At 72.5% G+C, this 14,230-nt stretch carries 15 protein-coding genes; 8 read left to right on the top strand and 7 right to left on the bottom strand.

Translation table 11 applies throughout. The features are described 5' to 3' along the window. Nucleotides 1-40: 40 nt before the first annotated feature. Entirely contained in the window at nt 41-2,593 is a 2,553-nt protein-coding gene (pepN, locus tag R6Y94_RS07215) for an aminopeptidase N (RefSeq protein WP_318395079.1), read from the top strand. Between the two features lie 152 nt (nt 2,594-2,745). Next, nucleotides 2,746-2,964, top strand: a complete 219-nt coding sequence (locus R6Y94_RS07210) for a hypothetical protein (protein WP_318394977.1) — start codon at nt 2,746-2,748, stop codon at nt 2,962-2,964. A 51-nt stretch (nt 2,965-3,015) separates the two neighbouring features. On the opposite strand, the gene R6Y94_RS07205 is transcribed toward R6Y94_RS07210, so the two are convergent. The 4 genes from R6Y94_RS07205 to R6Y94_RS07190 form a co-directional block, all read right to left on the bottom strand. Next, on the bottom strand, nt 3,016-3,441 hold the full coding sequence (locus tag R6Y94_RS07205) for a DUF5130 family protein (RefSeq protein WP_412102706.1): 426 nt from the start codon (nt 3,439-3,441) through the stop codon (nt 3,016-3,018). 4 nt (nt 3,442-3,445) lie between these two features. Beyond that, a complete protein-coding gene (locus tag R6Y94_RS07200) occupies nt 3,446-3,724 on the bottom strand; it encodes a hypothetical protein (RefSeq protein WP_318395077.1) in 279 nt (92 codons plus the stop codon). A 205-nt stretch (nt 3,725-3,929) separates the two neighbouring features. Next, entirely contained in the window at nt 3,930-5,210 is a 1,281-nt protein-coding gene (gene kynU, locus R6Y94_RS07195; protein WP_318394976.1) for a kynureninase, read from the bottom strand. A 94-nt stretch (nt 5,211-5,304) separates the two neighbouring features. Beyond that, nucleotides 5,305-6,207 carry a tryptophan 2,3-dioxygenase gene (locus R6Y94_RS07190; RefSeq protein ID WP_318395076.1) on the bottom strand — a complete coding sequence of 301 codons (903 nt, stop codon included), beginning with the start codon at nt 6,205-6,207 and terminating at the stop codon, nt 5,305-5,307. A 180-nt stretch (nt 6,208-6,387) separates the two neighbouring features. Between R6Y94_RS07190 and R6Y94_RS07185 the strand changes: the two genes are divergently transcribed. The 3 genes from R6Y94_RS07185 (at nt 6,388) to R6Y94_RS07175 (ending at nt 8,356) form a co-directional block, all read left to right on the top strand. Continuing rightward, nucleotides 6,388-6,840, top strand: a complete 453-nt coding sequence (locus R6Y94_RS07185) for an Lrp/AsnC family transcriptional regulator (protein ID WP_318394975.1) — start codon at nt 6,388-6,390, stop codon at nt 6,838-6,840. Between the two features lie 152 nt (nt 6,841-6,992). Next, on the top strand, nt 6,993-7,514 hold the full coding sequence (locus tag R6Y94_RS07180) for a hypothetical protein (RefSeq protein WP_318394974.1): 522 nt from the start codon (nt 6,993-6,995) through the stop codon (nt 7,512-7,514). A gap of 14 nt (nt 7,515-7,528) precedes the next feature. Beyond that, the gene (locus tag R6Y94_RS07175) at nt 7,529-8,356 is read left to right on the top strand and encodes a class F sortase (protein WP_318394973.1); all 828 of its coding nucleotides are present in this window, start codon (nt 7,529-7,531) and stop codon (nt 8,354-8,356) included. A gap of 90 nt (nt 8,357-8,446) precedes the next feature. On the opposite strand, the gene R6Y94_RS07170 is transcribed toward R6Y94_RS07175, so the two are convergent. Then, entirely contained in the window at nt 8,447-8,980 is a 534-nt protein-coding gene (locus tag R6Y94_RS07170; RefSeq protein ID WP_318394972.1) for an HNH endonuclease, read from the bottom strand. A gap of 379 nt (nt 8,981-9,359) precedes the next feature. Between R6Y94_RS07170 and R6Y94_RS07165 the strand changes: the two genes are divergently transcribed. The 3 genes from R6Y94_RS07165 to R6Y94_RS07155 all read left to right on the top strand — a co-directional run bounded on the left by R6Y94_RS07165 (nt 9,360) and on the right by R6Y94_RS07155 (nt 12,656). Further along, nucleotides 9,360-10,379, top strand: coding sequence for a mechanosensitive ion channel family protein (locus tag R6Y94_RS07165; protein WP_318395075.1), 1,020 nt, complete (start codon nt 9,360-9,362; stop codon nt 10,377-10,379). A 376-nt stretch (nt 10,380-10,755) separates the two neighbouring features. Then, on the top strand, nt 10,756-12,132 hold the full coding sequence (locus tag R6Y94_RS07160; protein ID WP_318394971.1) for an MFS transporter: 1,377 nt from the start codon (nt 10,756-10,758) through the stop codon (nt 12,130-12,132). A 92-nt stretch (nt 12,133-12,224) separates the two neighbouring features. After that, complete coding sequence (locus R6Y94_RS07155; protein WP_318394970.1) at nt 12,225-12,656, top strand: globin; 432 nt, start codon at nt 12,225-12,227, stop codon at nt 12,654-12,656. 25 nt (nt 12,657-12,681) lie between these two features. Here R6Y94_RS07155 and R6Y94_RS07150 read toward each other — a convergent pair whose 3' ends face one another. Both R6Y94_RS07150 and R6Y94_RS07145 read right to left on the bottom strand, forming a co-directional pair. Beyond that, nucleotides 12,682-13,305, bottom strand: coding sequence for a YbjN domain-containing protein (locus R6Y94_RS07150; protein ID WP_318394969.1), 624 nt, complete (start codon nt 13,303-13,305; stop codon nt 12,682-12,684). 131 nt (nt 13,306-13,436) lie between these two features. Further along, complete coding sequence (locus tag R6Y94_RS07145; RefSeq protein ID WP_318394968.1) at nt 13,437-14,225, bottom strand: hypothetical protein; 789 nt, start codon at nt 14,223-14,225, stop codon at nt 13,437-13,439. Nucleotides 14,226-14,230: the final 5 nt, after the last annotated feature.

The raw sequence follows: 14,230 nt of genomic DNA, 5'->3' as shown, positions 1-14,230 counted from the left end.
CAGCCAGCGGGAAGACCGGATGGAGATTCACGTGCCAGGAGTGCGTAACCTGACCCAGGTCGAGGCGACGGAGCGGGGTCGTCTGCTCGACGTCACCGGCTATGACATCCGCCTGGACCTGTCGTCCGCCGGGCAGGGCGCGGACGGCCGCACCTTCCGCTCGACGACCGAGGTCCGGTTCCGGTGCGCCGAGCCGGGCGCCGCCACCTTCATCGAAGTGGCCGCCGATTCGGTACGCGCCGCGACGCTGAACGGCGCCCCGGTCGACCTCTCCGGCTGGTCGGCCGAGGACGGTCTCACCCTGACCGGTCTGGCCGCCGAGAACACCCTGGTCGTCGATGCCGACTTCCTCTACTCCTCCAGCGGTCAGGGGCTGCACCGCAGCGTCGACCCGGTGGACGGCGAGACCTATCTCTACAGCCAGTTCGAGACCGCCGACGCGCAGCGGGTCTTCGCCTGTTTCGACCAGCCGGACCTGAAGAGCGTCTTCACCTGGCACGCCACCGTGCCGGCACACTGGCGGGTCATCTCCAACATGCCGCTGCGGGTCGAGGAGCCGGCCGGCGCCGAGACCAAGACGGTCCACTTCGCCGAGTCGGTCCGGATGAGCACCTACATCACCGCGCTCTGCGCCGGCCCCTACCACGAGGTGCGGTACACCCACGACGGTGTCGACCTCGGCTACTTCTGCCGGACCAGCATGGCGCCGTACCTCGACTCGGCCGACCTGAACCTGATCACCACCCAGGGCTTCGACTTCTTCCACCAGCAGTTCGGCGTCCGCTACCCGCTGCCGAAATACGACCAGGTGTGGGTGCCGGACTTCAACGCCGGCGCGATGGAGAACTTCGGCTGCGTCACGCACGCCGAGGCGCACTACCTGTTCCGGTCCCAGGAGACCGACTTCGAGTACGAGCAGCGGGCCAACACGATCCTGCACGAGCTGGCCCACATGTGGTTCGGCGACCTGGTCACCATGCGCTGGTGGAACGACCTGTGGCTGAACGAGTCGTTCGCCGAGTGGGCCAGCCACTGGGCCAACACCAACGCCACCCGGTTCGCCGACGCCTGGACGACCTTCCTCTCCATCCGCAAGAACTGGGGCTACCGGCAGGACCAGCTCTCCTCCACCCACCCGGTCTACTGCGAGATGCCGGACCTGGAGGCCGTCGAGGTCAACTTCGACGGCATCACGTACGCCAAGGGCGCCAGCGTGCTCAAGCAGCTCGTGGCGTACGTCGGGGAGGCGCCGTTCCTGGAGGGCCTGCGCAGCTACTTCGGCAAGTACGCCTGGAGCAACGCCACCTTCGACGACCTGCTCAGCGAGTTGGAGGCGGCCTCCGGCCGGGAACTGCGCAAGTTCGCCGCCGAGTGGCTGGAGACCTCCCAGGTCAACACGCTCCGCCCGGAGGTGTCGATCGGCCCGGACGGGACGTACGAGTCGGTGGTGATCCGGCAGGAGGCGCCGAGCGAACACCCGACGCTGCGTACGCACCGGATCGGGGTGGGCCTCTACGACCTGCGGGGCGACCGGTTGGTCCGGCGGGACCGGATCGAGGTCGACGTGGCCGGCGAGCGTACCGAGCTGTCCCAGCTCACCGGCGTGGCGGCGCCGGACGTGCTGCTGCTCAACGACGACGACCTGACCTATGCCAAGCTGCGGCTGGACGAGCCGTCGATGGCGACGGTGGTGCGGCACATCGCCGCGTTCGAGTCGTCGCTGGCCCGGGGCCTGTGCTGGGCCGCCGCCTGGGACATGGTCCGGGACGCCGAACTCTCCGCGCGGGACTACGTGGCGCTGGCGCTGGCCGGGCTGCCCGCCGAGACCGACATCAACCTGGTCACCGCGACGCTGCGGCAGGTCGCCGCCACGCTCACCTCGTACGCCGCGCCGGAGTGGGCGCCGAGCGGTTGGGCGGATTTCGCCCGTACCGCGGTGACCGCGTTGCGCGCGGCCGGGCCGGGTAGCGGCCTGCAACTGGCCTGGGCCCGGACGTACGCCTCGGCGGCCCGCAGCGACGCCGAGCTGGCCGTGCTCCGGGGCTGGCTGGACGGTGCCGAGGTGCCGGACGGGTTGACCATCGACACCGAGCTGCGCTGGACGGTGCTGCGGGCCCTGGTCGCGGGTGGCGCGGCGGGGCGAGCCGAGATCGACTCCGAGCTGGCCGCGGACCGCACGTCGAGCGGCGAGCGGGAGGCCGCGCTCGCGCACGCGCTGGTGCCCACCGCCGAGAACAAGGCGACGGTGTGGCGCACCCTGACCGGGGACGAGGCGCTGCCGAACTGGCGACACCGGGCGCTGCTCCAGGGTTTCCAGCATCCGGCGCAGGTCGAGCTGACCGCCCCGTACGCCGAGCGGTTCTTCCAGGTCGTCGGCCAGATCTGGAAGAAGCGGGACAGCGAGCCGGCGCAGGAGTTCGTCATGCTGGCCTACCCGGCGTACCAGATCACCGAAGAGACCATCCGGCTGACCGACGCCTGGCTGGCCGAGCCGGGGCATCCGGCGCCGCTGCGCCGGCTGGTCGCCGAGGGCCGGGACGGAGTGGTGCGGGCGCTGAAGGCCCGGGCCAAGGACGCCGCGTCACCGTCCTGACCTGACCGTCGAACTGACCGCCGCCGGGTGCCGGATCCGATCCGGCACCCGGCGCCGTCGTCACGCTCGGAAACGATTCGGGTACCGGCCGGCGGTGCGGGGCGACCGCCGGCCGGCCCGGGCCGTTAGGCTTCCCGATGGAGGTGGATTCGATGGCCCAACCACGGTACGAGTGGCATCCGCGCGAGCAGGGGTGGACCGAGGACGATCTGCGCACCCTGCCGGCGGACGGGCACCGCTACGAGGTCATCGACGGGAGCCTCCACGTGACCCCTCCGGCCGACTTCCAGCATCACGAGCTGGCAGCTGCCCTTCCTGGTCCAGGTCGCCCCCGGTACCTGGCTGCCCTGACACCAGTCTCACTGCCCTGACCGGCCGCCGGAGGCCCACTCGGGGCAGGGCACCGGCCGGGCGATGCGACGTTAGGCGGAGCGGCCGGCCCGGGTGGCGAGCTGGTCCAGGCCGCTGACGATGCCGCCGGTGAGGTCGCCGCCGCCGAAAGCGGCCACCATGGAGAGCGCGGCCAGCTTGGCGTCCCGGTCCGGGATCCGCTTGCGCGCCTCGGCACCGGTGACGACCTCCAGCACCCGCTGGTTCGGCGAGAGCGCGACCAGGACGGCGCGGGCCGGGTCGGCCAGCTCCAGGTGCAGCCGCTGCGCGTGCTCGCGTACCGGTTCGGTCAGCGGCCCGACGTAGACGGTGAAGACCAGACCGGTGGACTCGTCGGCGATCCGCAGTGCCTCGTCGATCCGGAGAAGCTGGCGGGTGGTGAACGGCCCGTCGAGCACGTTCGGCCGGGGGGTGGCGCTCGGCCCGACCTCGGCCTCGGGCCGTTCGGCCGTCGCCACGCTCTTACCAGCGGTCACTTGCGCCCCCTGTCACGCCAGCGCGCTTCGGCGCGCTGATGGTCTCGATCTCGCCGCTGGTCAGCGCCCGGGCCTCCGCGCCGGCCGGCAGCGCCGTCCGGGCGGACTCGGTCAGGTGCTCGGGCGAGGAGAGGAACCAGACCGGCGTGAACTCGAAGGGCCGCCCCGGGCGGTACCGCCGGGCGTTACGGCCGCTCTTGCCGGCCCGGGCCAGCACGGTGATCACGAGCACCGCAGCAGCCGGGATGGCAACGAAGACCAGCAACGTGTCGGAAACAGACAACCTCAACGCCCCCAGGCGAAAACGGGATCATCGTGCCCGGTCGGCGCAGGTGACGACCTTGTCCACCCGACCGACCCGGTCGCCGTTCACGGTATCGGAAACCGACGCCCACCAGATCTCGGGGTGCCGATCCGGCCCGCTCGCGGTCGCCCGGAGGACGGTCGGGCGGGCCGGAGGACGGTCGGAATCACGTCTCGTCGACGAGCCGGGCCAGCGCCTCGGCCGCCCGCCAGCAGTCGTGGTACGTCGAGTAGAGCGGGACCGGGGCCAGCCGGATCACGTCCGGCTCCCGGTCGTCGACGAGTACCCCGTACTCCTGGGACAACCGCTTGGTCAGCGCGGCGGCCCCGCCCCGGCCGATCCGGACGGAGAGCTGGCAGCCGCGCCGGCCCGGCTCCCGCGGGGTGAGCAGGGTGAGCGGCCGGCTCGGGGTGAGCTGGTCGAGCAGTCCTTCCAGGTAACCGGTCAACCGCTCGCTGCGGGCCCGCAGCGCGGGCATTCCGACCTGCGCGAAGATGGCCAGAGCGCTGCGCATCGGCGCCATCGCCAGCACCGGCGGATTGGAGATCAGCCAGGCCTCCACGGTGGCCGGTGGCCGGGAGACCGGGGCCATCTCGAACCGGGTCGCCTCGTCAGTGCCCCACCAGCCCTCGAACCGGTCGACGGCCGGGTCGCCGAGGTGTCGCTCGTGCACGAACGCCCCGGCCAACGCCCCCGGACCGGAGTTCAGGTATTTGTAGGTGCACCAGGCGGCGAAGTCCACGTCCCAGTCGTGCAGCGCCAGCGGCACGTTGCCGACCGCGTGCGCGAGGTCCCAGCCGACCAGGGCGCCCGCTCGGTGGCCCGCCCGGGTGATCTCCGGGATGTCCATCAGCTCGCCGGTGAGGTAGTTGACCCCGCCGAGCAGGACCAGTGCCACCCGCTGCCCCTCCCGGTCGAGGTAGTCGACCACGTCCTCGGTACGCAGGGTCTCCTCGCCGGGGCGGGGGCGCAGCCGGACGACGGTCTCGTCCGGGTCGAACCCGTGGTGCCGGGCCTGGCTGCGCACCGCGTAGCTGTCGGACGGGAAGGCGGCATCCTCGATCAGGATCCGGTCCCGGCCGGCCGTCGGCCGGTAGAACGACACCATCAGCAGGTGCAGGTTGACCGTCAGCGAGTTCATCACCACGGTTTCGGCCGGCAGCGCGCCGACCAGCGAGGCGTTCGGCCCGGTGAGCGAGCGGTAGGACGGCACCCAGGGCCGGTCTCCGGCGAAGTGGCCGGAGACCCCGAGCCGGGCCCAGGTCTCCAACTCGGCGTCGAGATCGGCCCGGGCGGCCCGGGGTTGCAGCCCGAGGGAGTTGCCGACCAGGTAGGCGGCCTCGGCGTACCGGCCGCCCTCGGCCGGGGGCACGTGGAACAGGTGCCGGTGACCGGGATCGGCCTCGTCGCGGCGCCGGGCCGCCTCCTCCTGCTCCGGGGTGGTCATCCGCTCTTGCTCCTCTGTCGCTCGCCCCCGGTATCCCGGGGCGGTACTCCTCTGTCGCCGGCCCCCGCGCACTCCGGGGCGGTAACGGCCCGCACTACATGTCCGTCCGGGCGGCCCACAGCTCGGGGAAGACCTCCCGGGCCATGCTCCGGCGCAGCCAGGCCGCGCCGGCCGACCCCCCGGTGCCGACCTTCGCGCCCATGGTCCGGCGTACCGCCTTGAGGTGCTGGTGGCGCCAGTCGTCGAACTGCTCGGCGATCTCCACCAGCGTCTCACCCAGTTGTCGCAGGTGGTTGTCCGGCCCGGTGTCGGCGTAGATCTCCACCCAGGCGGCGGTCAGCTCGGCGCTCGACTCGGCGTCGGCGGAGAAGTCCCGGTGCAGCAGCGCCTGCGGCAGCGCGAAGCCCCGGCGGGCCAGCAGGGCGGTCACCTCGTCCCAGAGGCTCGGCGCCCGGAGCGTCTCGACCAGTTCGGCGTAGACCCTCGGCTGCCGGTGGAACGGCCGGACCAGGGTGGCGGACTTCAGCCCGAGCAGGAACTCCAACTGCCGGTACATCGCGGACTGGAACCCGGAGCCCTCACCGAGCAGGTTGCGGAACCGGTTGAAGTCCGCCGGGGTCATCCAGCGCAGCCCCCGCCAGGCCGCGTTCAGCCCCTCCAGGTGCAGGGCGGCCCGGTGCAGCGGGGCGAGCGCGGCCCAGAGGTCGTCGGCGCGCAGCCGCTGCCGCGCCTCGCGCAGCTCGAAGCAGGTCAGCCCGAAGTACAGCTCCATGATCTGGCTGACCATCAGGAACGACATCTCACCGGGATCCCGGCTCAGCGGCTGCTGGAGGCGGTGCAGCGTACTCGCGTGCACGTACGCGTCGTACGGCGTCCGCTCGGCCGGTTCCAGGGTCGGCTCGCCACCGTTGGCCGCCGCCCGGGCGGCCCGCTGCGCGGCGTTCGCCGGGCGTACCCGGGGTCGGCCGGGTCGCCGCTGCCGCTGAGTCCTCTCCACCGTCGCCTCCGCTCCGTTACGCGCTACCGTCATGATCTCTCCGCCTCACCGCCGAACGGAATGCCGGACCAACGGCGGTACGAGGCCAGATCCGGTGGTTGTGTGGTTCGGCGCCGGAGTGGCTTAACGTTTGAAAGGTCGATCCGGGATTCGCGATCATGTCACCGGGAGTGAGCGGTTATGGACGAGATGGACTGGGCACTGCTGCGGGAGCTCCAGGCCGACGCCCGGCTCTCGTTCAGCGAACTTTCCCGCCGGGTCCACCTCTCCCCGCCGGCCGTCGCCGAACGGGTCCGCCGGCTGGAGGAATCCGGCGTGGTGACCGGGTACCACGCGCACGTCGACCTGGCCCGGGCCGGCCGGAACGTGGTCGCGATGATCCGGATGTCCTGTTACGGGGCGCGGTGCATCCTCCGGGACCCGGAGGTGCCGGACTGGCCGGAGATCCTGGAGATACACCGGATCACCGGGGACGCCTGCAGCATGCTCAAGGTCGCGGCCGAGTCGATCGAGGCGTTCGAGCAGGTCATCGACCGTCTCGCCCCGTACGGGCAGCCGTCTAGCACGATGGTGCTCTCCAGTCCGCTGGACTGGCACCCGGTACTCCCGATTCCACCCGCGTCAAGTAGCTGACCAGGGCGTTCGTCCGACTGTCGGCCCAGCCGGGTGCGTGTGCGCGGCGGGTCGGTGGGAACACGTTCCCCGACGAGACGGGTCGCGCACCCGACCCCGCGGCGGACGCGAGGGGTGCCCGGCCGAGGGATGCACCGCCGGGGAGGGAAGTCATGCTCACTGCCAAGGTCGTCGGCCGTACGATCGCCGCCGGCGTCACCGTCGCCGCCCTGGTCCCCGGGCCGCTGTTCGGGAACGTGAGCGCGGTACAGGCCGGACCGAACACCTTCGTGGAGGTCACCCCGAACACGGCCCCGGCGGGTAGCCGGGTCAACATCCGGGCGAGCTGCGACGGCGCGAACAACCAGCAGGCCACGGTGCACTCGGACGCGTTCGGCCGGGTGATCGTGCGCCCCGACAACGGCTTCCTCACCGCGTCGGTGACGATTCCGGGCAGCAAGGCGCCGGGGGCGTACGCGGTCAACCTGAGCTGCCAGCAGAACGGCAACAACGCCACCACCACGCTGACCGTGGTGAACATGAGTCAGGGCAGCCAGGGGCCGGCCGCGGGTGGCGGCGGTACGGCCGGCGGCCCGGGCGGGACCCTGATGATCGCCGGTGGTCTCGGCATCGTCGTGCTCGCCATCGGGTTCGGGGTGGCCGGCCGGCGGCGGCGTACCGAACCGAGTAGCTGACCCGCGGACCCGGCATGTTCCGCTTCCCCACGGGCGATGGCACGTGGCGGGGTCGGACCGGCCGGTGGTGGGCGCGTACCGGCCGGTGGCGGCGCCGCACGGCCCGGCTCGCCCGGCAGGCCACCGCAGCGAGCATCACCAGCCCGGATCCGGCCGACGGCACCCCGCCCGGCACCCTGGACGCCGCACCGTACCGGCCGAACCGGCGGGCGAGCCGGCGCCGATGGGCCCGCCGCCCCGGACCGGTACCCGTGATCACCCTGCTGCTGGGCCTGCTCGTCACCCTGTTCGGGGTGCAGAGCGTCACCGGGATCACCCTGCTGCCCAGCGGAATGCCGTTCGGCGCTCCGGCGCCGCCCCGGAGGTTCCCGGTGCTGGCGTCGAGCCCGCCGGTCGAGATCGGCATCCGGTCGCTCGACCTGACCGCACCCGTGCATCCGGTCGGCGTCGCCCGGGACGGCACCATCGAGGTGCCGGCGTCGGACCGCCGCGACGAGGCGGGCTGGTACAGCCAGAGCCCGACTCCGGGACAGTACGGGCCGTCGGTGATCGTCGGTCACGTCGACACCCGGACCGGGCCGGCCGTCTTCCACGACCTGGCCGGGCTGCGCCCCGGCGCCAAGATCGAGGTCGACCGGGAGGATGAGTCGGTGGCGGTCTTCGAGGTCAACTCCGTCAAGCGGTTCAACAAGTCGGAACTGCCGGTCGACCGGGTCTACGGCGATTTCAGCCGGCCGTCGCTCCGGCTGATCACCTGCGGCGGCCGCTGGGTCGGCGGATCCACCGGGTACGCCGACAACGTCATCGTCTTCGCGTCCCTGGTCTCGGCCCGGCACACCTGAGCCCGCGCCGGGCACCGGCCGCACCGTCGACCAGCCCTGCCGGGCGGTCGGCCAGCGTCGTCGCGGCGGCCGTCCGCGACGTTCGCCGGCTCAGGCCGCCTCGGCCTCGCGCAGGTCCAGCCAGTCCGCCCAGCGCGGGTCCGGCGCCCGGTGGCCGAGCACCCGCCACGCGATGCCCTTCGGCGCGGCCGGCAGCGAGTGCAGCCGCCAGCCCAGCTCCGCCGGGGTCTTGTCGCCCTTGGTGTGGTTGCACCTGGCGCAGGCCGCGACCACGTTCTCCCAGGCGTGCCGGCCACCCCGACTGCGCGGGAAGACGTGGTCGATGGTCTCGGCCGGGCCTCGGCAGTAGACGCAGCGCCAGTTGTCCCGGGCGAAGATGGCCCGGCGGGAGAGCCCGACGTGTGTCCGGTACGGCACCCGGACGAACCGGGTCAGCCGGACCACCGACGGCACCGGCAGGGAGTTGCGGGCGCTGTGCAGGATCCCCTCCCCGTCGGCCACGCAGACGGCCTTGGCGGAGAGAACCAGGATGGCGGCTCGACGCACTGAAACGACACACAGCGGCTCATAGGTGGCATTGAGCACCAACGCTCCGGAGCCCACCGTGGGTCGTATGTCAGGCATCGCGCTCACCCTCTCGGTTGTTCTCGTCCGCTCCCTCGCCCGCCTGGTGCCGGCCCCGCCCCGGCGCCGGTCGGCAGCAGGCACCGACCGGCCGCCAAGACCACGGCCGACGCCGGCAGATCACCGGCGTCCGTGCGCCAATAGTCCCCGATAGCTGCCGCGATTGCACGTACTAATCCGGGGTCCCGCAGAAAGCTTTCACGTCCCGTGGCAAGATGACCGGTTCCGTCCTGTCACCCCGTACCACGGCGGCGGGGACGCCGGCCGCGGAAGGGGGTGTCCGCCACGTGCCGGCGGGTCGGCCGAGACCGCCGGACACCGGTACGGTACGAAGGCATTCGTGAACCCCGCGACGCTGATCACTGCCGCCGTGCTCGGAATGCCGCAGCCGGAGACGCCGGACCCCAAGCCGAGCTGCCTGGACAACCCCGTCTGCGACCAGGTCTGGCGGGTGACCAGGTCGGCGTGGTTCGCCGAGGGGAGCAACCTCTTCCTGATCAAGCCGGCCACGATCGTGCTGATCCTGCTGGTGGCGGTCCTGCTCCGTTTCCTGCTGCACCGGACGATCAACCGGCTGGTGCGGAGCACCTCGGAGAGCCGCATCCCCGCGGTGCTCCGGCCGCTGCGCGAGCGGATCCCCAGCGCCGCACCCGACCCGCAGGCGGTCGTACCGGAACGGCGCCGGCAGCGGGCCGAGGCGATCGGCTCGGTGCTGCGCAGCATGACCACGGCGGTGGTCTTCGCGATCGCCGCCCTACAGATCCTCAGCGAACTCAGCTTCGACCTGGCCCCGCTGCTGGCCAGTGCCGGCATCGCCGGCCTGGCCCTCGGGTTCGGCGCCCAGACGCTGGTCAAGGACCTGCTCGCCGGGCTCTTCATGCTGCTGGAGGACCAGTACGGGGTCGGTGACATGGTGGACCTCGGCGAGGCGACCGGGGTGGTCGAGGCGGTCGGCCTGCGGATCACCACGGTCCGGGACGCCCGGGGAGTCGTCTGGTACATCCGCAACGGCGAGATCATCCGGGTCGGCAACAAGAGCCAGGGCTGGGCGATGGTGGTGGTGGACATGCCGATCGGCTTCGCCCGTACCGAGGAGGCCACCGCGGTGCTGCGGACCGCCGCCGCCTCGGTCGCGGTCGACCCGGAGCTGGCGCCGGAGCTGGTGGAGCCGCCCGAGGTGGTCGGGGTCGAGCAGATCACCGTGGACGGGTCGGTGATCCGGACGATCGCCAAGACCACCGCGGAGGGGCAGTTCGCGGTCGCCCGCGAGCTGCGCCGCCGGCTGGCCGAGGCGCTGGACAACTCCGGCATCACCGCCGGCATCGCGGCCACCAGGATGTTCCCCCGGCCCTCGACCCCGCCGGCCGACGGGGAGACCGGCCAGGGTGGAGCGACCTGAGCCGCCCGACGTCGCGCCACTCACCGTGATCGGCCCGCCGGCGTAGCGCGCCCGGCGTCCCGCCGAGTGGTGGAGCCACCGCCGGTACGGGTCAGCGCCGGGTACCCCGGACGGTGCCGTGGACGTACCGGACGGCCCTGGTGGAGGGCCGGCTGTCAGGGGTCGCGTACCGAGCGGGCGGTCGGGTATCGTCCGTTCGACCAGTCGGAGATGCGACGATCTATCCGTTCGCCCTAGCCAGTCGTCATACGATCGGGCAGAATCCAGAACTAGCTCCCTCCCGGAGCGTGACGAAGACCTTGCTGATCCGAACGTCTGACGTTCCCGGCAGCCCCATCACATTTGGTCAGCGGTCGAGAACGATGGAGGCCCACCGGTGTCCGAAGAGACACGCACTCCCGAGCGGCCGGCAACCTTTCGGGAAGTGTTCGCCCAGCGTGAATACCGGGCGGTCTTCGCGGCCACCGTACTGACCTGGACCGGCGACTATCTCGCCAAGGCCGCCGTCACGCTGCTGGTCTACCAGCAGAGCGAGTCCGTCGCCCTCTCGGCGGCCGCCTTCGCCACCAGCTACCTGCCGTGGCTGATCGGCGGTCCGCTGCTCACCACCCTCGCCGACCGGTACCCGTACCGGACGGTCATGGTGATCTGCGACCTCGTCCGGCTGCCGCTGTACGCGGCCATCGCGATCGACGGGCTGGACACGCCGGTCATCCTGGCGCTGCTCTTCGCGGCGACCCTGGCGAATCCGCCCAGCCAGGCGGCCCGGTCCGCGATGCTTCCCGTGCTGCTCAGCGGAGACCGGCTGGTCGTCGCGCTCTCCCTGCACGGCAGCACGGCACAGGCGGCACAGGTCTTCGGCTACGCGGTCGGTGCCGGGATCGCGCTCTACAGCCCGGCCCTGGCCCTGCTGCTCAACGCCGCCGCCTTCGGCCTCTCCGCGTCGATCATCTGGTTCGGCGTCCGGCACCGGCCCGCCGCGCCGCCCGAGCAGGGCCGGCGGCACCTGCTCCGGGAGACCGGCGCCGGCTTCGCCCTGGTCTTCGGCACCCCGGTCCTGCGGGCCATCGCGATCATGGTGTTCTGCGCGATGCTGTTCGCGATCGTGCCCGAGGGCCTGGCGGCGGCCTGGGCCACCAAGTTCGCGGGTGCGGGCGCCGACCGGAGCGCCACCCAGGCGCTGATCATGGTCGCCGCACCGGCCGGTTTCATCCTCGGTGGCCTGCTGGTCGGCCGGGGCCTCCGGCCGGACCTCCGCCGGTCCCTGGTGCGGCCGTTCGCGGTACTCGCCCCGCTGGCCCTGGTGCCCGCCCTGTTCGACCCGCCGCCGGGGGTGGTCGCACTGCTGGCGGCGGTCGCCGGCTTCGCGGTCGCCGGGCTGATGCCGGTGACGAACGGACTGTTCGTGCTCGCCCTGCCGCATGGCTACCGGGCCCGGGCGAACGGCGTGATGAACACCGGCGTACAGGTGATGCAGGGCGTGGCAGTACTCGCCACCGGCCTGCTGGCCGAGCGGTTCACCATCCCCCGGGTGGTGGGGCTGTGGAGCGCCGCCGGAGTGCTGCTGATGCTGCTGCTGGCCCTGCGGTGGCCGCAGGCCGAGCGGTTCGACGCGGCGATCGCGGAGGCCCGGCGCCGCTCCGCCGACCGGGAGGCGGCGGTCGGGCCGACCGGGCCGGGGCAGCCGCCGGCGCGTACCTCCCCGCCCAACCCCCGGCCGCCCTCCTCCGAGGCCGGCATCGGCGCTGTCTGAGCCGCCGCGCCGTCTGGCAGTGTGAGCCAGCCCGCACCACGGCCACGGCTCCGGCTGCGGTCGATCGCCGCGCCGGATGGCAGGATGGAGCGGTGAATCCCGCAGGTGAGCGAGAGCAGACCCGCCCGTCGCCGACCTTCTACTCCGAGATCGGCGGCGAACCGACCTTCCGGAGGCTGGTCGACGAGTTCTACGCGGGCGTCGCCACCGATCCGGTGCTCCGGCCGATGTACCCGGAGGCGGACCTCGGCCCGGCGGCGGAACGGCTCACGCTCTTCCTGATCCAGTACTGGGGCGGCCCGAACACCTACTCGGCGCAGCGCGGGCATCCCCGGCTCCGGATGCGGCACGCGCCGTTCCGGGTCGGGCCGGTCGAGCGGGACGCCTGGCTGCGGCACATGCGGCGGGCCGTGGACCGGCTGGAGCTGGCGCCGGAGCAGGACGAGACCCTGTGGCAGTACCTCGAACGGGCCGCGTACTTCATGGTCAACACCATGGACGAGACACCCGGGCCGGCGCACTGAGCGGTGGCCCTGGCGGGGACGCTACCTAGAGCAGAGCGCCCTCGTCGTGCAGCCAGTCGACGAAGGTGGTCGCCACCGCGGCTCCACAGTCCAGCATCTCGACGAGCAGGGCGTCGTGCGCACCGGCGCTCAACGGCACCTGCAACTCGGCGTAGATGGGCAGTTGGCCGCGCTCGGTCGGGTCACCGACGTACGCCTTGCAGAACCGGCGGGTGTGGTTCCACTCGTTGACCACCCGGTAGGCCCGGTCGGCCCAGTCCGGTGGGACCGTGGAGTGTGGACGCGCCCGCATGACGAGGATCTCGTCGTCCGGCCCCTCCAGGGCGAACAGGACGGCGTGCCGCTCCCACATGGCCAGCAGGCTGCCGTCGCCGTCGGCGAGATAACGCACGTCGAGCAGGTCCAGCGCGTCGCCGACCCGGCGTAGCGTCACCGGCGCGATCACCGGGGGGATCTCCCTGATCGAAGCCCGGTCTCCGGGCCGGGAGTCCCGGTCGCCGGCCCTGGCATCGGGTTCCGGTCGGGAGTCGTGTTCCGGCTCCCGGGGCGCCGGCGGCCCGACCCGGACGGCACCGTCCGACGGGATCCTGCTTCGAGTTTCCGGCTCGCCGCCACCGGCGTGGCCGGGGCGCCATGACCACCACGGCATCGCTTGAGCACCTCACTCCCCAGCGGATCCACATGCCTACGTTGCGTTGGATCCGAGGCCCGACGGTACCCGTACAGCCGGCTCGAAGCACCCCCCCAACTGCAGCCCCAAGACGGATGGACCATGCCTCATCAACCGTTCGGGTGATCACGCGCCGGTTTTATCGCAAGCTGGCTGACTTTCTGTGACCACGCCACTCCGAATGGTGCGGCCAATCCGACCCAACGACCCATGATCCGCACCTGTACGGCGTCCTGCCCGGACGGGCCGGAGGAGCCGAGAAAGCCCATCCGGACGATGGCCTGGACCAGTCGTTGAGAGACCTCGATCCGGCCGCCGGTACGTCCCGGATCGGTGCCGGCGGCGCCGGGGTCGGGTACCGGATCGGTGCTCGACGGGGGTCCGGTCACCACCACCGCGACGTGGTCGAGCAGGGCGTCCCGGACCGCGCGCTGGCCCACCGCCCGGCCGGCGACGCCCTCGGTGGCCGCGCCCCGCAGGGTGTCCGCCGCCGCCGCCGCGATCCGGCGCAGCTCGGCACCGGCGATCGTCTCCACCACCGTGCCGGGCCCGCCCGGCACCGGCCACCGCCAGTCGGCGTCCCGGCGCCGCGGGAGCGCCGCACCACCTCGGCCGAGTTCGGCCAGCAGCTCGGCGGCGGAGACCGTGGCGTCGCCGGGGCCGGCCCCGGCGACCACCCGGCCCACCAGCACGTCCCAGGGCAGCCGCGCCCAGAGCACCGTCCGGTCCGGGGCGCCGGCCGCCGCGCCGGGGGCCCCGGAGCGGAGCCGGACCACCGCGCCCGGGTCGAGCCGGGTCAGCCGGGCGAGGAAGGCACCGGCGTCCGGCAGGCCGGAGAGCCCGTGCCCGTTCCCGGTCGCCACTCCGGCACCACCCGTAACCTCCTCCGCAGCGGGCACCTGAA

Origin of the sequence: Plantactinospora sp. KLBMP9567, from assembly GCF_033446045.1 — a bacterium.
Classification (GTDB): domain Bacteria; phylum Actinomycetota; class Actinomycetes; order Mycobacteriales; family Micromonosporaceae; genus Plantactinospora.
This window is presented reverse-complemented; position numbering and strand designations above follow the sequence as displayed.